Genomic DNA, 20638 nt, shown 5'->3' on the forward strand with positions numbered 1-20638 from the left:
TGATCAGGGTCAAACGAAAAAGGCCGGGCACAGTGCCCGGCCTTAGCTGTCTTTGTTGATGCAATCAGGCGCGGCGACGACGGCCACCGCCGCGACGACCACCGGCTGCGCCACCGGCCTCGTCAGGTGATTTGTTGAACCTGATCCACTCCCCACCATGCGGGTCGTTGTTGGTCAGCAGGTTGGCGGCGCGGATGGCCTCCATCTCCTTACCGGCGCGCGGCTTGGTGGAGCCCAGGCCAAACATCTGAACGAACGTCTCGTCATCCATGCCTTCGGGCAGAATGATGCCAGCTGCGGCAACGGCTTCTTTTTTCTCGGCAATTTTTGCCTGCGTCACCGGCAGAGCCACCGGGTTCATGATCGCCGAGGTCATGCCGGCACCCATTGCCATCGGCAGGAAGGCATTGTTGATGCCGTGGCGGTTCGGCAGACCGAACGAGATGTTGGACGCGCCACAGGTGGTGTTAACGCCCAGCTCCTCGCGCAGGCGACGGACCAGAGCAAACACCTGCTGACCGGCAGTTGCCATCGCACCGATCGGCATGACCAGCGGATCAACAACGATGTCGTGCGCAGGGATGCCGAAATCAGCGGCACGTTCAACGATCTTTTTGGCCACTTCGAAACGGACATCGGGGTCTTCCGAGATGCCTGTGTCGTCGTTCGAGATTGCCACAACAGGAACATTGTATTTTTTGACCAGCGGCAGAACCAGTTCCAGACGCTCTTCCTCACCTGTGACCGAGTTCAGCAGCGGGCGACCTTCCGCCGCCTCAAGACCCGCTTCCAGAGCACCGGGAACCGACGAGTCGATACACAGCGGAACTTCAACCAGACCCTGCACCAGCTCAACGATCTTGCGCATAAGCGGCGGTTCGGTCTCGTTCGGGTTTGGGTTCGAGTTGTAGACGACGCCCGCATTGATATCCAGAACGGTTGCGCCCGCCATCACCTGTGCCAGCGCATCTTTCTCAACCGTCGAGAAATCGCCTGCTTCCAGTTCGGCCGCCAGCTTTTTCCGACCGGTCGGGTTGATCCGCTCGCCGATCACGCAGAACGGTTCGTCAAAGCCCAGAACGGCGGTTTTTGTTTTTGATTCTACGACTGTACGGGTCATGTCCGTTCCTTAGGAGTTTGCAGGCTGCGCCGAGGCGCCGCCATTATTGATCGCCCAGTTGGCGTTGGTTTTGATCCCGCCCAGCGGGAAGAAGTGCACGTTGGTGATGTTGAAATCCGGGTTGGCCGCCTTGTGGTTGGCCAATTCAGTCACAACATCATTCGGCTCATAGGGCAGCAGAAGCTTCGACACATCCATGGCGCGCTTTTGCAGAACTTTCAGCGACGGGCCGACGCCGCAGGCAATTGCGAACTTGATAAGGGTCTGCAATTTGGCCGGACCGGCGATACCGATGTGGATGGGCAGGTCGATACCCGCCTCTTTCAGACTATCTGCCCAGGCGATGATCGGTTTGGCATCGAAGGCAAACTGGGTTGCCAGCGCCATCTCGGCATCCGTGGTCTCGTTGAATTTCTGTTTCCAGCGCAGGGCGTCATCGACATTCTTGGTGGACCCATCGGGATCGATATCCTTGTTCCCCTCGGGGTGACCGGCAACATGAAGACGTTTGAACCCTGCCTTGTCGAACAGACCGGTTTCCATCAGCTGCATGGAACTGTCGAAATCGCCATGCGGCTTTGTCACGCCACCGGCCAGCAACAGCGCCTGTTCGACGCCCGCCTCGCCCTGGTACATCGAGATCCAGTTTTCCAACGTCGCCGCATCCTTGATGATCCGCGCCGGGAAGTGGGGCATGACAGGATAGCCTTCGGCTGCAATCCGCTTGGCTGTCTTGACCATATCTTCAATCGGGGTACCTTCGATATGGGCAATGTAAACGCGTGTGCCTTCGGGCAGCAGCGCGCGGAAATCCTCGACCTTTTCGGCGGTCCGCGGCATGACCTCGATCGAATAGCCTTGCAGGAAGGCTTCGACGGTCGGGTTCACAGGGCTGTTTTCGACCACATCACGTTTCTTGAAGTTCAGCAAAGCCATTGAGGCCTCCCATTAAGATCCGGGCTTATGCCCAACCGTCATTTGCGATCAGCGCTTTAATGCGGTCCTGATCGTATTCCTTTTCCAGACGCAGGGCCTCGGCCTCGGCTACTTCTGCCGGGTCGCCATCAACCGCAAAAGGCTCGGCCTTGCGCCATTCGGCCAGATAGGCATCACTGTCCTTGGCGTTTACCTTCATGGCGGCGCGGTCGATGGCTTGCTCGAACCGTTCTTCCAATTGCCGCTTCGCGCCGCGACGGCCTTTGCCGACGATGACCTGAGCGGGAATGTCGCGCCAATACACGATGGTGACGTCAGGCATTACTGTGATTCCTCCTAACCCGATGGGCCGGTTCTAAACTTCAATGTGGGGATGGGTCGGTCGGTTTTCGACACCCGGCGCTTTTCAAGCGACGTTTTCGCCCACGGTGGCGTGGCGGGGTTTTAACCCGTCTCGCGGCGAAAACGCATACCAAAATTCTCATTGTCACTATGAGAGCGCTGCATAATGAACAAAAAGCCCCGGACGGCATGACCCGCCCGAAGCTTGATTCAGCGCGTCTTGCCAGGGTTAACCGACCAGCCCGCCGTCTTGACGAGTAACCGCAATGATGGCTGAACGTGGAACCGAGCTACCACCGTCGGGCCAGTGGCTGTTGCCGTCTTCACCGGGGTGCTGAATACCAACAAACATGGTGCGGCGATCCGGCGACCAGCTGAGCCCAGTGATCTCACACTCGTTCGGGCCAACCAGAAAACGACGGATTTCACCGGTAACAGGGTCGCCTGCCAGCATCTGGTTATTCCCCTGCCCTTCGAAGTCGCCCTCGTTGCTGTATTTGCCGTCGGTCTGGATCCACAGCAGGCCGTTGCTGTCAAACTTCAGCCCATCGGGCGAGTTGAACATATTGTCGGCGTTGACATTGTCCGAACCGCCATACGCATCCTGATGCACGGTCGGGTTTCCGGCCAGTACATACAGGTCCCATCCGAACCCCGATGCGCCATGGTCTCCGCCTTCAGGACGCCAGCGCACGATCTGACCGTACTTGTTCGCCTCGCGCGGATTCGGCCCGTTGACCGAAGTGTCGTCGCCACCGGCATTCGGTTTCACACCGCGGTTCTTGTTGTTGGTCAGGCAGCAATAGACCTCGGGCGCGTTCGGATTGGCCGCAACCCATTCCGGGCGATCCATAGTGGTCGCGCCCACGGCCGACGCTGCCTGTCGCGTATGGATGCAGATTTCGGCCTGCGACGTCATACCAGTTGTTTCGGGGGTCAGGTCCAGCCACTCACCAGTCCCGTCGTCGTTGAACTTTGCAACCGACAACGTACCGTTCTCAAGCAGCGCATTCGTATCCACACCAGCGGCATAAACACCTTCCGAGACGAAGCGATACAGGAACTCGCCCCGTTCATCATCGCCCATGTAGACGACGACGCGACCGTCATTGTTCACAATGGCCTCGGCGTTTTCATGCTTGAACCGACCAAGCGCGGTCAGCTTGCGAGGCGTCGAGGCCGGATCGGTTGGGTCGATTTCGACAACATAGCCTGCGCGGTTCGGCTCGTTGGGGTTTTTCGAGACATCGAAACGCTCGTCAATTCCGGCCCATCCGTATCCCCAGTCTTTGGACGAAACGCCATAGCGCTGAAGTTCGGCGCTGACTTCATGGTTTTCGTCTTCAGCCGAGAAGTAGCCGTTGAAATTCTCTTCACAGGCCAAATACGTCCCCCATGGGGTCATGCCGTTGCCACAGTTGTTCCAGGTGCCCTTAGAGGTGGTGCCTGTCGGATCAGCGGCAGTTTTCAACAGATCATGGCCCGCGGCAGGGCCCGTCAGTGACATGTCTGTCTGCGGCGTGATGCGGCGGTTATACGGGCTATCCTTAACAATGCCCCACTTGCCATCGGTAGCTGCAATCTCGACCACCGTCACACCATGCGCCATCATGCCTTTGGCAACATCGTCATCCGAGGCGGCCTTGGCGTCCGGGTTGTTTCCCCAAAGGATATCGCGATTGGTGTATTCGTTGTTTACGACCAGCAGAACGTGACCCTCGTGCAGAAACACATCCTGACCGTCGGTGTTATCACCGAATGCACGTTCCTGACTGGCGGCAGTTCCACGGGTGGCCGGATCGAATTCGGGCGCATCAGACCAAAGCGGATCACCCCAGCGCACCATCACCTCGGCCTGGTAGCCCGGCGGCACGATGACGTCATCGGCAGTTGACGCCGGAATCGCCTCGAACGCAAAGCGATCTGCGGCTGCACGTACACCAGTCGGAAGCAGCGCCCCACCCAACGCCGTGAAACTTCCCATCGCCAATACGCCGCCCAGAAACCCACGACGTGATAAGGCACGCTCAACGACGCGGTCAAACTCACATACCTCTGGGCGCGGATTCACCACTTCATCGAATTCGTCAAAGGTCAGGACACGTTCATCTTTCATGGCAGGCTCCGTCTGCGGCTAATTGCGATCAAGAATCCCTCAACCGGGATCAAAGTTCAAATCGCACCTCAGTATGAACGGCGTGTGACATCCAGACTAAATTCGAAATGGAAATCGCTTGCACGTCGGCGATGCGCCGCCTAGGGTCAAATCAACTCGAAAATCGGAGGGCGTTACGATGGCGCCCAAGCGTCCCAAAGGTGCGGGCGCGTTCCCGCAAGCGGTCGAAAGCCCCGCGCCGGCAAGACCCGATCCGGATGCCCTGTATGCGGCTCTGGATTTGGGAACAAATAGTTGCCGCATGTTGATAGCCCAGCCCAAGGGCAGCGGGTTTCATGTGGTTGACAGCTTCTCCAAGTCCGTGCAGCTGGGCGCGGGTCTGGAACGCACCGGACGTCTGTCGCGGGCGTCGATGGCACGCACCGTTCAAGCGCTGCGAATCTGTCAGCAAAAGCTGAAACGGAACAAAGTGAAACGGATGCGTCTGATCGCAACCGAGGCCTGCCGCCGCGCCAAGAATTCCCGCGAATTCATCCGACAGGTCAAACGCGAAACCGGGCTGACGCTTGAAATCATCCAACCCGAAGAAGAAGCCCGTTTGGCGGTGATTTCCTGCGCCCCGCTGGTGTCCACCAAGACCGAACAGCTGTTGGTTGTCGATATTGGCGGCGGTTCGACCGAGCTGGTCTGGATCGACATTTCGTCTGTCCCTCGCCGTGACCGCCCGGCTGCGATCATGCGTTTGCATAACGGATTTCACACGGTCGACAGCCCTTTTCCGGCTGCAAAAGTCGTGGACTGGATCAGCGTGCCGCTGGGTGTTGCCACGTTGCGGGATCAGTTCAATGACGTCGAAAACGACGCCGCGCGGTTTGCGTTAATGAGCTGGTTTTTCGAAGAAAACCTGGCCGATTTCGCACCTTACAAAGATGAACAAACCCGTGAAGGTTTTCAGATCGTCGGCACCAGCGGAACTGTCACTACGGTTGCGGCATCGCATCTGGGGCTCAAGCGGTATGACCGGACCAAAGTTGACGGGCTGCGTATGACCAGTGACCAGATTGACAAAGTGATACGCGGGTATTTAGAACTCGGCCCTCATGGGCGCCGCCGGGATCCTCGGATTGGGGAAGACCGGCAGGCCCTGATCATGTCCGGCTCGGCCATTTTGCAGGCATTGTTGCGCTGTTGGCCCACTGATCGCCTTTCCGTGGCAGATCGGGGGCTGCGCGAGGGCCTGCTTTATGCACAGATGAGCGCGGACGGGGTACTGGAAGACGGACCGTTCTGATGGCGAAGACACCAACTGGCAAAAACAACTCGGGGCGCGGGCAACGTGACCTGAAGGTAAAGGTAAAAACCGCTCGTGGTCGCAAGCTGAGTTCGACCCGCTGGCTCGAACGGCAATTGAACGACCCGTATGTCAAGCGCGCCCAGACCGAAGGATACCGTGGGCGGGCCGCGTATAAGATCATGGAACTTGACGACAAGTTCCGCTTTCTCGTACCCGGAGCACGGGTTGTTGATCTGGGATGCGCACCCGGTGGCTGGTGCCAGGTTGCAGTCAAACGGGTAAACGCGCTTGGTGAAAAATCGGGGAAACGGATCGGAACGGTGCTGGGCATCGACTTACAGGAAGTCGAACCGGTTGCGGGTGCCGATACCCATGTGCTGGACTTCATGGAGGATGACGCCGACCAGAAGGTCAAGGACTGGCTGGGTGGCAAGGCGGATGTTGTAATGTCGGACATGGCCGCAGCGTCCTCGGGCCACAAGCAGACCGACCATCTGCGGATCATCGCGCTGTGTGAAACTGCGGCCCATTTCGCCTTTGACGTGCTGGAAGAAGGTGGCACATTTGTAGCCAAGGTTCTTGCTGGCGGCGCCGAGGGCGATTTGCAAAAACTTCTGAAGCAGAAATTTCAGAAAGTGGCGCATGTGAAACCGCCCGCATCCCGTTCGGACAGCTCCGAGAAATTCGTTATAGCAACCGGGTTTCGCGGCTGAACTTAATCTTCCAAACGGATACGGTTTCCGGTCAGACGTTGTTCACGCAACGACGTGGCCGCCATACCCTGCAACATCAGAGTATCCCCGTGCGAAACATATACAGGCTCGCGATTGCGCAGCTCTTCAATGCGCTGCGCCAGCGTAGCAGGGTTCGGCCCGGTTGCTTTCTGTCTTGTTGACTCAGTGGACATGCATCACCTCAATACAACAGTTCTGAAATGCTGTTAGCGTAAAATCTTGCCGTGAAGATGGAACAAATCGGGCAAGCCTGTGCCGGATCAGGGGCCCAGTTGTTGCAACAATTGCAGCAAGGCCGGGTCATCGGGCAACCTGATCAAGGCTTCGCGTAAGGCGATACGTGCGGCTTCCGGGCCGCTGTTGATCTGAGCCAGCTGTACCACCATGGGCCACGCTTCGGCGCGCTGAGGGTCCAGCGCGACAACCTCGCGAAAGGCCCGTTCGGCGGCCGGGGCGTTGCGCAGCGTCAACGCCATGCCCCCCAGAACCAGATGCGTTTCAGGGGCATCCAGCCTGTTCGAGATCGCCGCCTGCCACTCGGCCATACCCTGCCCGGCCAGACCCTGTTGCTGAGGCGTCAGAGCTTGAGGAGGGATACTCAGATACTCCTTGGCGGCGGCAATGCGAACGTTGCGAAAAGGATCAGACAAAAGTGGCTCTAACCTTTGCGCACGATCCGTAGGGCTCGCCTGACGCTGCAAGGCTGCTGCATTTGCGCGTATCAGCGGATCGTCTTCCTGCAACAGTGGCGCTGTGCGCGCGGCAACTTCGGGCGAGCCAAAAGGTTGCAGCAAATACGCCGCTGTTGCGCGCACGATAGCGGGTTGCGAGGGATCCGTTGCGACAGAAATCAAACCCTCTGGCGTATTCAACTGACCATCGGCAGCAGCTTTGAATACCGTACCAAAATGTGCGCCCCGATTGGCTGTGTCAGGAAACCACCCTTTGATCCGGCTGGCAGCCCAGACCTGATCCTTATTCTGGTGGCAATCAGTGCAGGCATCAGCCCCTAATCCCAAATCCGGTCGCGGCACGCGAAAGCTGTGATCCCGGCGACCGTCCACTCCCATATAAGTGCGTTCGATCATGTGGCAGCTTTTGCACTGGGCACCCGCGCTATCCATAACGTGATGATGGTGACTGGGGGTATCGTATTCCTGTTTCGCTAGCGTCGGGAATTCAGGGTTTGCGGCCGTGGAATGACATTGCGTGCAAATACCGTTGCCTTCGGCCTTCAACTGCGCGCTGTGTGGCTCGTGGCAGTTCATACACCCGACCCCTCGGGCATACATTTTGGATTGCAGGAATGAGCCGTAAACGTAGACCTCATCAAGTATTTGCCCGTCCGGATGATACGAACCGGGCCGCAACACAGCCAGGTTATAGGCATCATGATACGGGGTTCCCGGCAAAGGATTTCCGTTGCCGTGCGCCTCGCGCCGCGAATGACATCCGGCGCATTGCTGGATCTCGGCCTCGGTCTGGCCCTTGCCCCAGCTCATCGAAAAGCCTCTATCACTCAGACCCCCGGCAACGCCCTGCCCTTTGGTCCAATCGATATGTGCCGACCCCGGTCCATGGCAAGCTTCGCAGCCAACTCCAATCTCAGCCTGTCGGGAAGAGTATGTTCTGGATTGCGCGTCGTAGTTCTTTTCAAACCCTGTGGCGTGACATTCGGCGCAGCGCGCGTTCCAGTTCTTGTAAGGGCCCGTCCAGTGCAGCCCGTCTTCTGGCGGCAGATCCTGATCGGGGTATAAGTGATACCAGCGCTTCTGCTCGGTATCCCAGACCACATCAAAACTTTGCAACCGCCCCGGTTCGGTTTCAAACAGAAATTGTTGCAGAGGCGTAATCCCAACGACGGAATGCACATCATATGCCGTCGTCGCACCGTCTTTTTCAGTTACACGAGCTGTGAACCTGTCTGCCTGTTTAGTGAATTCAACCGTCATCCCGTTCTGCACGAACCGGGTTCCATCGAAATCGGCGACCAGATGGCCGTCGCCAACTTCCGTCCAGGCCAAGGCATGATGAGACGAAGCCCATGCCTCGGCCTCGCGTTGATGGCAGTCCGAACATTGATCCGACCCGACATATTCCAGTGACTGCGCCTGCCCTTCACTTGCGAGGGTTAAGCAAGCCGCCAGAATGGCAAATCTCATGCCATATCTCCTTCAGCGGCGTTCCGAAGGTCGATTAATGCGCCGTTGTATTCAGCGCCAAGGATCAGCATCGCAGAACACAGATACAGGAAGATCAGCGCAGCCATTGCCCCGGCCAAACCCGCATATGTGGCACTGTAGGTGGCGAACTGGCTGATATAGACTGAAAATGCCCATCCGCCAGCTGCCCACAAAACCAATGTCAGTATGACGCCGGGCAGGATCTGGGTCAGGCTGTGCCTGCGGGTTGGCAGGATTAGATGAGCCAGCAGGACGGTGCCTGCCGGAACGGCCACGGTAAACGTCCACCGCAGGCGATCTACGGACAGCCAGTCCGCTACCGGAGCTTCGGTATGCTCTGCCACCAGTTTCGTGTAGACCGGCAAGACCACCTCGACCGTTGCAATAACAAGGATTGCCGAACCGCCAAGGATAACCAGAACCAGACACAAAAGCCGGGTCTTCCAAAAAGGCCAACTGTCCTGATCGTGATAGGCCTGATTCATCGCAGCGCGAACTGCGGCAACCCCGTTGGAGGCAAAGTAGATCGCAAGTAAGCCACCCAGCGTAATCACACCCGACCCTGCCCCGGCCAGAACGGCACGCAATTCGGCCACGATAGGGTCCGCAACATCCTTGGGCCATGCCCCGAACAGCAGATCAATCAACTCATCAGTGACATAGTCCTGCGACAATGCCCCGGCCAGCGCCACGGTGAACAACACAAAGGGAAACAGGGCCATCATCAGCGACATGGCGACGTGGCTGCTCATGACAGGTCCGTTTTTCCTGACGAACCGGCGAAGTGCCAGCCACAGTGCCTGAAGCGGGCGGCCAAACGGGGGAATCGTGGGCTTTGTCATCCTGCAACCCTAACCTGCCGAAATAAAACACAGAACCCGTCATCGGTATCAAAGTGACAAATGCCGATCTGCAAACGGCTGACTGCATTGCTAAAAACGGATTGCAGGTGCAGGATTGGAAAAAGCGGGGCGATCACCAGCCTGCGTAAGAACAGATAAACAGGATACTGAATGATCCCGGATCAGGAAGATTTCACGGCTCGCCCCAGGCTAAAACTGTCTGTTGTCCGCGACACCTGCATTATCGCGACGCTGATAGTGTTGGGGCTTTATGCGGGGGCGAACTTCCTGATCCCTCTTGCCATGGCGCTGCTGGTCAACGTTCTGATCATTGCGCTGAGCGACCGCGTTACCGCGCTGACCCGTGCTCCGGTCTGGTTGGCCAATATCGCCGGAGTGACCGTGGTTCTGGTGGGATTGTTCATGATCATGTACGTGCTGGGCAGTCAGGCAACGCAGTTTGCTCGGTCCGTCAGCACCTACGAAAACCAGTTCGACGGGGCGGTTGAGCGCATAACCGGTCTTGTCGGCAACGATGTCACCACTTTCATCCGCGACAATCTGGTCAGCATCGACATGACCTATGTCGCACGCCTGTTGCTGGGCAGCGCTACGTCCCTGCTAAACCAGTTCTTTCTGATCAGCCTCTATGTCGCGTTCCTGATGGCCGAGCGTCTGGCCTTTCGCAAGAAAATTCAACTTGCGGCTGGTGACCCCCAAACCGGCGCAGATTTTGCGACCATGCTTGATGCCATATCGATCAGCCTGCAACGATATGTTGGGGTAAAGACGCTGATCAGCCTGATCACAGCGGGCATCAGCTATTTTGTATTCAGGGTTCTTGGCTTGGAATATGCGGAAACCTGGGCCGTTTTGACCTTTGCTCTGAACTTCATACCCTCGATCGGGTCGATCATAGCGGTGTTTTTCCCAGCCATGATCGCGCTTGTTCAGTTTGATACGATCGTTCCGTTTTTGATTATCTTATTTGGGTGCGGCACCCTTCAATTCCTGATCGGTAACTTCCTTGATCCGGCCATGCTGGGACGTTCGCTGAACATGTCGACATTCCTAGTTATTCTGGCATTGACCTTTTGGACAACTGTCTGGGGCCTGATCGGTGCTTTCCTGAGCGTGCCACTGACGGTCTGCATCCTGATCGTGTTCAGCCACATCCCTGCTTTACGCCCGGTCGCAATCATGATGTCTCTGGACGGCCAATTGGGCGAGGAGGACAGTCAGGCGCGTGCGAAAAACTGAACCACGGCGTGGCGTAGGCTTAAGTTCGTCGGGTACCGTACACAGCGGCCAGCCTGTCCGCGTATATTGAACCGCATGCCGGTGTCGCTACCCGAAACCTCAGGTCTGACAACTGGCTATCAATGCGCCCCGATCCAGCAGTCGAACCCGGCCATACCCCAGTTCGATTAACCCCAAATCCACAAGCCGGTGAAGGTTCCTGTGCAAAGTCGGCTGCGATACAGCAATCATCGCTGCCAGATCGTCTTGCGAAACATCAATCCAGCCTTCGGTTTTCGAGGTCCCTTCGTCCAAGTGAAGCAACCTCAAGACCAGCCGCTTCTCCGTTCCCGTCACAGCCAGATTTGCCATGATGCGCAAAGCGGTCCGCATATTCTCATGCGTCAACGCATAGAAATCCCGGATGTAGTCAGGATTGTTCTGAATCAACCGCGAGATGCTCAGGTTAGGGAAAAACAAGGCTTGAGTGGCTTGCGTCGTGACAACACTGACCAGACGCAGTGCACCAGCAAACAACGCAAGATCGCCGATCCAGAACCCAGCGCCATCGCGGTGCAAAACGAACTCCTGACCATCGTCCGCTGGGGCCGTTATCTGCACACCACCGCTGAGAATCGCGTAGATTCCATTTGCCGGATCACCGTAGTGGTACAGCGTCTCTCCCGCCTCTACCGATTTCGGTATGCCAAGGGCTGCCAAATCGGCCTGAAACTCTGACGAGCGTTCACTGAACCATCCGGTGTTTCGTAATAGCTTCAGATTATTCATTTTGTCTCACATTTGTACTTTGCGATATAATCATATGATGAGTTTCCGACGCAAGAAGTAACCTATGCTAATGGTGTTCGATTCCTGCTACCAAAGATTTTCAATATGGGAATCAACACTTTGCTGCCGCGTTGTTCATGCATTTGAACGCCGGGTGATTCATTTCCTTTGGGGTCGCCAAGATCCTCTCAGATCAGGAGCAAACCATGTTACCTCCACGTTCGCTATCCGGCACCTGGCGCAGTAACTTGCGCCGACTTGCCGTGGTAACCGCCACGTTGACACTGGCCATACCCGCCTGGGCGCAGAACCAGAAACCGAATATCCTTGTGATCTGGGGCGACGATGTTGGTCAGTCCAACATCTCGGCCTACACGCGGGGGTTGATGGGGTATCAGACACCCAATATCGACCGTATCGCCGAAGAAGGTATGATGTTCACGGATTACTACGGTGAACAGTCGTGCACGGCTGGGCGATCATCTTTCATCATGGGGCAATCCGTTTTCCGCACGGGCCTGTCCAAAGTTGGCCTGCCGGGCGCTGAGGAAGGCATGCAGATCGAAGACCCGACCATTGCGGGCCTTCTGAAAGCGGAAGGCTACGCCACGGGTCAGTTCGGAAAAAACCACCTGGGCGACCGGGATGAACATCTGCCGACAAACCACGGTTTTGACGAATTTTTTGGCAACCTCTACCATCTCAACGCCGAGGAAGAGCCGGAAAACATCGACTATCCCAATGATGCTGTTCTGCCCGATGGCAGAACCTTCCGACAAGCTTTTGGCCCGCGCGGTGTAATCAAGTCGACAGCGGGTGGTGAGATCGAGGATACCGGCCCGCTGACCAAGAAGCGTATGGAAACGGTCGACGATGAAACCGCGGCAGCTGCGATTGAATTCATCCGCAAACAAGAGGAAAGCGGCACGCCGTGGTTCGTCTGGTGGTCAGGCACCCGGATGCATTTCCGCACGCATGTTTCCGAAGAGAAATGGGCAAAGGCCAATGAAATCGTCGGCAAGCAGGTAGATGAGTATACGGCTGGCATGATCGAACATGATATGCATATTGGCGACTTCCTGACTGCGCTGGATGAGCTGGGCATCGCCGACAAGACCATCGTGTTTTACTCGACCGACAATGGTCCGCACATGAATACCTGGCCAGATGCCGCGATGACCCCGTTCTGGGGTGAAAAGAATACCCAATGGGAGGGCGCATGGCGCGTACCTGCCATGGTTCGGTGGCCCGGCAAGATTACCGAAGGTGCTGTGTCGAACGAGATCGTGCATCATATGGATTGGTTACCGACATTCCTGGCTGCAGCTGGCAACGAAACCGTGAAAGAAGATCTTCTGGAAGGTGTCACCGTGGCCGAAGTTGGCGGCGGGCGTGACTACCGCGTGCATCTGGATGGCTACAACATCCTGCCGTTGCTGACCGGCGAAACAGACAAGAGTCCGCGCAGGGAAATCTTCTATTTCACCGACGATGGTGACCTTGCGGCACTGCGCTTCGGTGATTGGAAGATCACCTTCCTTGAACAAAAGGCATGGGCAACCTTGCGCGCCTGGATGGAGCCTCTGACCCCTCTGCGTGTGCCATTGATCGCCAACTTGCGACGCGACCCATACGAGCGTGGCTATCGCACATCGAACACCTACTATGACTGGATGCTCGACCGTGCCTACATGCTGGTACCTGCGCAAGCCTATGTCGCGCAGTTCCTTGAAACCTTCAAGGAGTACCCTCCCCGGCAAGAAGCCGCGAGCTTCAGCCTCGACAAGGTGATGGAGAAGTTGACGTCACCCCCGGGCGCACCGTGATGCTGGCCGTTTGATCCAAGACACGACAAAGCCGGAGTCCCGATACCGGGGCCCCGGCGCTTCTCATTGGCAGTTGAAAATTGAGGAATAATCCGTGCGTCTATTTTTGATATTGTGCAGTGTGCTAGGAGCGACGGTCGCCATCGCTGACCCCTTGCCGTCATGGAACAATTTAGAATCTAAAGCGAAAATCGTTTCGTTTGTTGACGAGGTGACCGACCCTGCCTCAGCTCACTACGTGACGCCCGATGACCGGATCGCCGTATTCGACAATGACGGAACGCTTTGGGCCGAACAGCCCGTGTATTTCCAGTTTGTTTTTGCCATGGACCGACTGGCCGATCTGGCCGAGCGGGACCCGTCGATCCTGGCAACTCCTGCTTTGGAAGCTGCAGCAAAGGGTGATCTAGCGGCCGTTCTTGAAGGCGGGCATGAGGCGCTGATCGAAGTTGTCAACGCATCGCATTCTGGCACCAGCGTCGATGACTTTCAGGCAGGTGTTGCGCAGTGGCTGGAAACCGAACGCCACCCTGGCACCGGCCTGCCCTATGACCAGATGACCTATCAGCCGATGGTCGAGTTGCTGCGTTACTTGCGTGATGAGGGTTTCAAAACCTACATCGTATCCGGCGGCGGCATTCATTTCATGCGCGCCTTTGCCGAGGATGCATATGGTATCCCGCCGGAACAGATATTGGGGAGCTATGCAGACAGCACCTATAAGGTGATCGACGGCAACCCGACGATCATCAAGGCACCGGGGCTAGCCTTCATCGATGACAAGGAAGGCAAGCCGATCAATATCGAACGCACGATTGGCAGACGCCCGATTCTGGCCGCAGGCAACTCGGACGGAGATTTCGCTATGCTGGATTGGACAACGTCGGGTGATGGCCCGCGTTTGGGAATTCTGATCCACCACACGGACGCCGAACGCGAATGGGCCTATGACCGCGAAAGCCCAATAGGAAAGCTGGCAGACGGGCTGGATCAGGGTTCTGACAAGGGATGGATCATTGTCGATATGGCGCAAGACTGGTCACGCATCTACACTGGGGCAAACTGAACGGCCCGAAAGATGTAAGACCCCATGTGGACAGCGCTGGTATCTATCTTTGTATTCACGTTGTACGTGGCTGCATTTGTGTTTTCGATCCGAGCGGCGCAAACCGCGCGAACACCGCAAGGTGCAGTTGGGTGGGTGGTCTTTCTGGTATCAGCACCTTTCCTGGCGGTGCCGTTGTATCTTTTTCTGGGACACCATCGCTTTCACGGATATCGCATCGCGCGCCAGAAAAGTGAGCGGGTTGTTGAAGGGATCAAAACCTTTGCCGATTACTCAAGGCCCGATCCCTCGTCTATGTCGATCAATCCGCGCCCATTCGAGTTTCTGGCGCATCTTCCTGTGTCCAGCGGAAACGGTGCCCGGCTGCTGGTTGACGGGCACGCCACATTCGACGCCATTTTCGACGCCATCGAAAAGGCCAAGAACTATATCCTCATTCAGTTCTACATCATCAGAGACGACGCACTGGGCCGCAAACTGCAATCCAAGCTGATCGAGGCGACGAAACGTGGGGTTCACGTCCGTTTCATGACCGATGCAGTCGGCAGTTATGGTTTGCCGCGCGCGTATCTGGATACCATGCGTGAAGCCGGGATTGATGTCGCCGACCCTCGTCAACAACGCGGCCCGAATTTTCGGTTTCAGCTGAATTACCGAAACCACCGCAAAACCGTCATTATCGATGGCGAGACAGGCTTTATCGGTGGGCACAATGTAGGCGAGGAATATCTGGGCAAACACCCGCATTTCGGCCACTGGCGCGACACTCACATCATGATGTCCGGTCATGTCGTCCGGCAATTGCAGCTTATCTTCACCGAAGACTGGCATTGGGCACATAACGAAGACCTGATCGATGAACTTGACTGGGCGGGCAGTGAATCCGAACAGAACATGAATGCCCTGCTGGTTGCGACCGGGCCCGGAGACGAAACCGAAACTGGCGCCATGATGTTCTTTGCGGCAATCGCCGAGGCAAAAGAACGGTTGTGGATTGCGTCGCCTTACTTCGTACCCGACATCGATGTCATGACAGCCCTGCAACATGCCGCGATGCGCGGTGTGGATGTACGCATCCTTGTTCCTGACATGATCGACCATCGCCTGCCCTGGCTGGCCGCGTTTGCCTATTTCGATGAAATCCGCGACTGCGGCGTACGCGTGTTCCGCTATACCGGTGGGTTCATGCATCAAAAGGCGTTCGTTGTTGACGAGACGCTGGCCGCTGTTGGAACAACAAACCTCGACAACCGATCCTTCCGCCTCAACTTCGAAGCAATGGCGCTGTTCTTTGATGCCCGGGCTGCGCAGGCCGTCGACCAGATGCTACAAGAAGATTTCGAATCTAGCTACGAACTGACCCGCAGGTTGCGTCAACAACCGGCCCACATCCGCTTTGGTGCGCCGCTGGCGCGGTTGTTTGCACCGATCCTTTAGGAAAAGAACTTCTCCTGAAAAACGCGTGTCATCAGTGCGACCAGATACGCGGTCGACAATCCAAACGCCAACAGCCCGGTGACCGAGGCAAACGAGCCGAAGATGCGCAGCCCTTCACCCAAAACGATGTCGCCGTATCCGAGCGTCGTAAACGTCACCAAAGAGAAATAGATGGCCGAGTTCCAGTCCGGCAGCACATTCAGCAATACCCAGACGATAGCCCAGATCCAGACCTGAATGGTATGCGTCGCGATAATGAACCCCAGGGCAACAGAAATCGGCCCCGCCGTTGCCACAAACACCCCGCGTGTGACCCATTTTTTGTCCATCTTGATAATGAATATCGTGCACCAGGTCAGAAAGAGAATCTCGATCAGGATGCAAATACCCAGAAAGGTACTGCCCCAAACGATCTGATGCAGCAACGTCATGTATTCTCACCCTGAATTTCGACCATGGATTGCCCGGGCACAATGACCTTTAGAACCACAAGGCACAACCCCGCCGCCAGATGAAGTAGCCTGCGGCGAAAGGAACCGGAGTAAGGTCTGCACTGGACAGTTGGGAAGTCCGACGCACATCCTGTGCAAAAAGGGCGCTTCATGCTGTTGATCATCGACCGAGTTCAAAAGACTTATCCCGGCGGGCGGCCCGTTCTGCGCGATGTGTCTCTGACACTGGATCAGGGACAAACGCTTGCACTGACCGGTGAAAGCGGCAGCGGAAAAAGCACCTTGTTGAACCTGGCAGCCGCCCTGGACGATTTCGACGGGGGCGAGATCACGCTGGATGGCACGCCACTGTCCCCGTTGGACGATGCCGGGCGGGCCGGGTTGCGGCGCAGTAAGGTTTCGTTGGTGTTCCAGCAGTTCAACCTCATCCCATCGCTGACCGTGGGGCAAAACCTGTCCTTTCATGCCCGCCTTGCAGGTACCGAGGATGTCAATTGGTCCGGGCAACTGGCCGAACGGCTTGGGCTTTTGGATCTGCTGGACCGCTACCCTGAAAGCTTGTCGGGCGGACAGCAGCAGCGGGTGGCCATCGGACGCGCCATGGCAGCGCGCCCGAAACTGTTGCTGGCGGACGAGCCGACGGGCAATCTTGACGAAACCGCCAGCGCCAAAGTGCTGGACCTGATGCTGTCACTTGTTTCTGATACTGGCGCGGCTTTACTACTGGTGACGCATTCCCCGCAGATCGCGGCCCGCCTGGACACGCACCTACGCCTGAGCGGCGGGTGCATCCAATGACATTGGCCGTCGTCCAGGCCCTGCTGTCCCATTGGCGGGTGCACCGGTTGCAACTGGCAACACTGCTAATCGGTATCGCCCTGGCAACTGGTTTGTGGTCCGCTGTTCAGGCCATCAATGCCGAAGCCCGCGCCAGCTATTCCCGTGCCAACGCCCAGCTGGCACTTGGGCAGTTTGACGAGTTGCGAGATCCAGCCGGTTTCATCCCCATGTCCCGCTATGTCGATCTGCGTCGCGCGGGATGGCAGGTGGCCGCCGTACTGGAAGGCCCTTATCGGGTCGCTGGACGTACGTTGCGTTTGATGGGCGTGGATATGGTGGCCTATCCCGCCTTGCCCGCAACTACCGAGGCCCAGCAAAGCGGTGCGCCGCCCGACCCGGCGGACATATTGACTGCTCCGGGCCGCCTGCTGGTTTCGACAGAGTTGGAGCACTTGTTGCGCGGTCACGATACTCTGCCCCCGGTTCTCAGTACCTCAGCGCTGCCGCCGGATGTGATCCTGACGGATATCGGCGTTGCCGAACGTCTTCTGAATCAGCCCGGTTCAGTCTCGCGGCTCATTATTCTGCCCGATCAACCCCGCGGGCTTCAGCCCCTGACCACGATCGCGCCAGAGCTGGAACGCATCAGACCGTCACAAAAGATCGACACTGCTCGGCTGACCGACAGTTTCCACCTGAACCTGTCAGCCTTTGGATTGCTGTCCTTTGCAGTCGGCCTTTTTATCGTGAACGGCACAGTCGGGCTGGCATTTGCCCAACGCAGGGGCATTATCCGCACGCTGCGGGCACTGGGTGTTTCGATGCGATTACTGGTCTGGCTGATCCTTGCCGAGCTGACATTTCTGGCCTTGATCGGTGGGCTCGTCGGGTTGCTTTTGGGCTTCTTTCTGGCCGGAGCACTTCTGCCCGATGTCGCGGCCACGTTGCGTGGCCTTTACGGCGCACCAGTAACAGGGCAACTGACGCTGCAACTGGAATGGTTTTTGGCTGGGATTGCCATGGCAGTCTTTGGCACATTGCTGGCCAGCGGCCACGCATTGTGGCGCCTGTCGCGTATGCCCCTGCTGACAAGTTCGGGCGTTCAAGCGTGGCGGGGCGACCCCCGTGCGCGCCATCTTGCAGCGGCATTCGGATTGGTGATGATCCTGGGTGGCGGTTTGGCCTATGTCAGTTTCGGGGGGCTGATCGCCGGGTTTACCCTGTTGGCTGGCTTGCTGACCGGTGCAGCGCTGATGCTGCCTGCGCTTTTGTCAGTAATGCTTTCATTCTGCGCCAGCACAGCGCGGGGGCCTGTTGCCCAATGGGTCTGGGCGGATATGCGGGCACAACTGCCCGGATTGTCACTTGCCCTGATGGCCCTGTTGCTGGCTTTGGCGGCGAATGTCGGCGTAGGCACGATGGTGTCCAGCTTCCGGCTGACATTCGTCGGGTGGCTTGACCAGCGCCTGACGTCAGAACTCTACCTGACTGCCAGCGACGACGATCAGGGGCAGGAGATTACCGACTGGCTGCGCCCTCAGGTCGAAGCCATTCTGCCAATCCGAAATGTGGAATTGTCGCACGAAACGGGGCCTCTGTTTCTTTACGGTGTCGTGGATGATCCGGTCTATCGGCAGAACTGGCCAGTGATCACCTCAACGCCGAATGCATGGGATGACGTCATGGCCGGGCGTGCGGTTCTGATCAACGAGCAACTGGCCCGGCGTGCCGATCTCTGGCCCGGCGGTGCTTTGGCCTTATCGCCGGACCACATCCTGACCATCGCCGGGGTCTATTCGGATTATGGGAATCCTACCGGGCAAGCCATCGTCTCGATGGACCAACTGAACCAGATCGCTCCGGGTACGGAGGCCCGCCGTTTTGGCATTCGTCTAAACCCCGAAAACGCAACCGAAATGGCGCAAACCTTGAGGGAACGGTTCAACCTTCCACGTCAGGCTGTCGTACAGCAAGCTGCAATGAAGGCGCAGTCGCTGTCGATATTTGAGAAGACTTTTGTCGTGACCTCGGCCTTGAATGTGCTGACCCTCGGCGTGGCGGGATTTGCCATTCTCACCAGTCTTCTGACCCTGTGGACCCAGCGCCTGCCACAGATCGCACCGGTCTGGGCGCTGGGGCTGAACAGGGCGCAACTTGCAGGGCTGGAACTGTTGCGCAGCCTATTGCTGGCTGCGTTGACCGCCTGTCTGGCGTTGCCACTTGGGCTTGTTCTGGCATGGGTTCTGCTGACGGTGATCAACGTTCAGGCTTTTGGTTGGCGCCTGCCGATGTTCGTCTTCCCCTGGGATTGGCTGTGGCTGTTTCTACTGACCCTTCTTGCTGCCCTGCTTGCCGCCGCCCTGCCCGCGCTACGGATGCTGCGCCTGCCACCCGCCGATCTGCTGAGAGTGTTCGCCAATGAACGTTAGGACCCTCCTGTTCCTTCTTATGTGGCTCCACCCGATACCGCTTTGGGCGCAGGGCTACGCAGGTCTCGGCGGGTCGGCCGAAGGCTTTGACGTGCCAGTAGCCGGGTATGAGTTTGATTTCCCAAGGGACCACGGCCCCCACCCGGCCTACCGCATCGAATGGTGGTATCTGACGGCCAATCTCCAAGGGGACGACGGCCTGGACTATGGCATTCAATGGACCCTGTTCCGGTCAGCCCTGAAGCCCTATGACAGCGACGGATGGCAAAGCCCGCAACTTTGGATGGGTCATGCTGCTGTTACGACCCCCAAGGCTCATTTTTTTACCGAGCGATTATCACGCGGGGGGATTGGGCAGGCCGGTGTAACTGCACAACCGTTTGAGGCCTGGATTGATGAATGGCGCATGGCCGGATCGGATTTGGACAGCCTGTCGCTGACGGCAAATGGTAAAGACTTCGGCTATGACCTTTCGCTGACTGCGCAAGGGCCATTGGTTCTTCACGGAGACGCGGGCTATTCGGTCAAATCTTCTGATGGGCAGGCAAGTTACTATTACTCGCAGCCCTTCTATTCTGTCGAAGGCGTGCTGCATTTGCCGGATAGTGAAGTCCGTGTAACCGGTCAGGGCTGGCTGGATCGGGAATGGTCCTCACAACCCTTGGCGGCAGATCAGAGGGGTTGGGATTGGTTCTCGCTCAGTTTTGAGGGCGGCGATAAATTGATGGCTTTTCGCCTGCGCGGGGACCGAGGCGACTTCACTTCGGCCACCTGGATCAATTCAGACGGCAGTACTGAGGCCATCCCCAACGGCTCAATCAGCCTTTTGCCGCTGAGTACCAACGAGGTTGCCGGGCGTGACATCCCGACACACTGGCAAGTCGATCTTGTGGACCGGGGCATAGAAATTCAGGTCTCCGCCCTGACACCTGATGCGTGGATGGGTACCAGTTTCGAATACTGGGAAGGCCCTGTCACCGTAACCGGCAGCCATGAAGGCGTTGGCTATCTTGAGATGACAGGCTACTGAACCAACCCGATATTTGTTCACGA

18 protein-coding genes are annotated in these 20638 nt (G+C 57.4%); 9 read left to right on the plus strand and 9 right to left on the minus strand.

Annotation, left to right across the window (positions count from 1 at the left end; genetic code table 11):
- Positions 1–64: 64 nt before the first annotated feature.
- From ACR0AD_RS04525 to ACR0AD_RS04540, 4 genes are all read right to left on the minus strand, one after another.
- The gene (locus ACR0AD_RS04525) at positions 65–1120 is read right to left on the minus strand and encodes a methyltetrahydrofolate cobalamin methyltransferase (protein ID WP_267365939.1); all 1056 of its coding nucleotides are present in this window, start codon (positions 1118–1120) and stop codon (positions 65–67) included.
- A gap of 9 nt (positions 1121–1129) precedes the next feature.
- Positions 1130–2056: a methylenetetrahydrofolate reductase gene (locus ACR0AD_RS04530; RefSeq protein ID WP_267365938.1), complete on the minus strand. Its 927-nt coding sequence runs from the start codon at positions 2054–2056 to the stop codon at positions 1130–1132.
- 25 nt (positions 2057–2081) lie between these two features.
- A complete protein-coding gene (locus ACR0AD_RS04535) occupies positions 2082–2378 on the minus strand; it encodes a virulence factor (protein WP_209503861.1) in 297 nt (98 codons plus the stop codon).
- 249 nt (positions 2379–2627) lie between these two features.
- Positions 2628–4514: a PhoX family protein gene (locus tag ACR0AD_RS04540; protein WP_480480835.1), complete on the minus strand. Its 1887-nt coding sequence runs from the start codon at positions 4512–4514 to the stop codon at positions 2628–2630.
- Between the two features lie 178 nt (positions 4515–4692).
- On the opposite strand from ACR0AD_RS04540, the gene ACR0AD_RS04545 reads away from it, so the two are divergent.
- The gene (locus ACR0AD_RS04545) at positions 4693–5805 is read left to right on the plus strand and encodes a Ppx/GppA phosphatase family protein (RefSeq protein ID WP_267365936.1); all 1113 of its coding nucleotides are present in this window, start codon (positions 4693–4695) and stop codon (positions 5803–5805) included.
- Positions 5805–6521 (plus strand): RlmE family RNA methyltransferase, encoded by a 717-nt coding sequence (locus tag ACR0AD_RS04550; RefSeq protein WP_267365935.1) that lies wholly within the window; start codon positions 5805–5807, stop codon positions 6519–6521. Before ACR0AD_RS04545 ends, ACR0AD_RS04550 begins: the two co-directional genes overlap by 1 nt.
- A gap of 2 nt (positions 6522–6523) precedes the next feature.
- Here ACR0AD_RS04550 and ACR0AD_RS04555 read toward each other — a convergent pair whose 3' ends face one another.
- The 3 genes from ACR0AD_RS04555 to ACR0AD_RS04565 form a co-directional block, all read right to left on the minus strand.
- Entirely contained in the window at positions 6524–6715 is a 192-nt protein-coding gene (locus ACR0AD_RS04555) for a hypothetical protein (protein ID WP_480480831.1), read from the minus strand.
- Between the two features lie 87 nt (positions 6716–6802).
- Positions 6803–8704 (minus strand): multiheme c-type cytochrome, encoded by a 1902-nt coding sequence (locus tag ACR0AD_RS04560; RefSeq protein WP_480480829.1) that lies wholly within the window; start codon positions 8702–8704, stop codon positions 6803–6805.
- Entirely contained in the window at positions 8701–9567 is an 867-nt protein-coding gene (locus ACR0AD_RS04565) for a YihY/virulence factor BrkB family protein (protein WP_480472895.1), read from the minus strand. Before ACR0AD_RS04565 ends, ACR0AD_RS04560 begins: the two co-directional genes overlap by 4 nt.
- A gap of 171 nt (positions 9568–9738) precedes the next feature.
- Between ACR0AD_RS04565 and ACR0AD_RS04570 the strand changes: the two genes are divergently transcribed.
- Positions 9739–10827: an AI-2E family transporter gene (locus tag ACR0AD_RS04570; RefSeq protein ID WP_480480827.1), complete on the plus strand. Its 1089-nt coding sequence runs from the start codon at positions 9739–9741 to the stop codon at positions 10825–10827.
- A 99-nt stretch (positions 10828–10926) separates the two neighbouring features.
- Here ACR0AD_RS04570 and ACR0AD_RS04575 read toward each other — a convergent pair whose 3' ends face one another.
- Positions 10927–11595: a Crp/Fnr family transcriptional regulator gene (locus ACR0AD_RS04575; protein ID WP_480480825.1), complete on the minus strand. Its 669-nt coding sequence runs from the start codon at positions 11593–11595 to the stop codon at positions 10927–10929.
- Positions 11596–11801: 206 nt separating this feature from the next.
- On the opposite strand from ACR0AD_RS04575, the gene ACR0AD_RS04580 reads away from it, so the two are divergent.
- The 3 genes from ACR0AD_RS04580 to cls all read left to right on the plus strand — a co-directional run bounded on the left by ACR0AD_RS04580 (position 11802) and on the right by cls (position 15924).
- Positions 11802–13421 carry an arylsulfatase gene (locus ACR0AD_RS04580; RefSeq protein WP_480485566.1) on the plus strand — a complete coding sequence of 540 codons (1620 nt, stop codon included), beginning with the start codon at positions 11802–11804 and terminating at the stop codon, positions 13419–13421.
- Positions 13422–13515: 94 nt separating this feature from the next.
- Positions 13516–14487, plus strand: coding sequence for an HAD family hydrolase (locus tag ACR0AD_RS04585; RefSeq protein WP_480485564.1), 972 nt, complete (start codon positions 13516–13518; stop codon positions 14485–14487).
- A gap of 24 nt (positions 14488–14511) precedes the next feature.
- Positions 14512–15924, plus strand: coding sequence for a cardiolipin synthase (cls, locus tag ACR0AD_RS04590; protein ID WP_480485563.1), 1413 nt, complete (start codon positions 14512–14514; stop codon positions 15922–15924).
- Here cls and ACR0AD_RS04595 read toward each other — a convergent pair.
- Complete coding sequence (locus tag ACR0AD_RS04595; protein ID WP_267366422.1) at positions 15921–16355, minus strand: ion channel; 435 nt, start codon at positions 16353–16355, stop codon at positions 15921–15923. The genes cls and ACR0AD_RS04595 overlap by 4 nt on opposite strands.
- A 171-nt stretch (positions 16356–16526) precedes the next feature.
- Between ACR0AD_RS04595 and ACR0AD_RS04600 the strand changes: the two genes are divergently transcribed.
- From ACR0AD_RS04600 to ACR0AD_RS04610, 3 genes are read left to right on the plus strand one after another with little or no spacing between them, the layout of a single operon-like run.
- Positions 16527–17174 (plus strand): ABC transporter ATP-binding protein, encoded by a 648-nt coding sequence (locus ACR0AD_RS04600; RefSeq protein WP_480485561.1) that lies wholly within the window; start codon positions 16527–16529, stop codon positions 17172–17174.
- A complete protein-coding gene (locus ACR0AD_RS04605) occupies positions 17171–19585 on the plus strand; it encodes an FtsX-like permease family protein (protein WP_480485559.1) in 2415 nt (804 codons plus the stop codon). Before ACR0AD_RS04600 ends, ACR0AD_RS04605 begins: the two co-directional genes overlap by 4 nt.
- Positions 19575–20615, plus strand: coding sequence for a lipocalin-like domain-containing protein (locus tag ACR0AD_RS04610; RefSeq protein WP_480485557.1), 1041 nt, complete (start codon positions 19575–19577; stop codon positions 20613–20615). Before ACR0AD_RS04605 ends, ACR0AD_RS04610 begins: the two co-directional genes overlap by 11 nt.
- Positions 20616–20638 lie beyond the last annotated feature (23 nt).

Source organism: Ruegeria sp. BH8 (genome assembly GCF_056538065.1).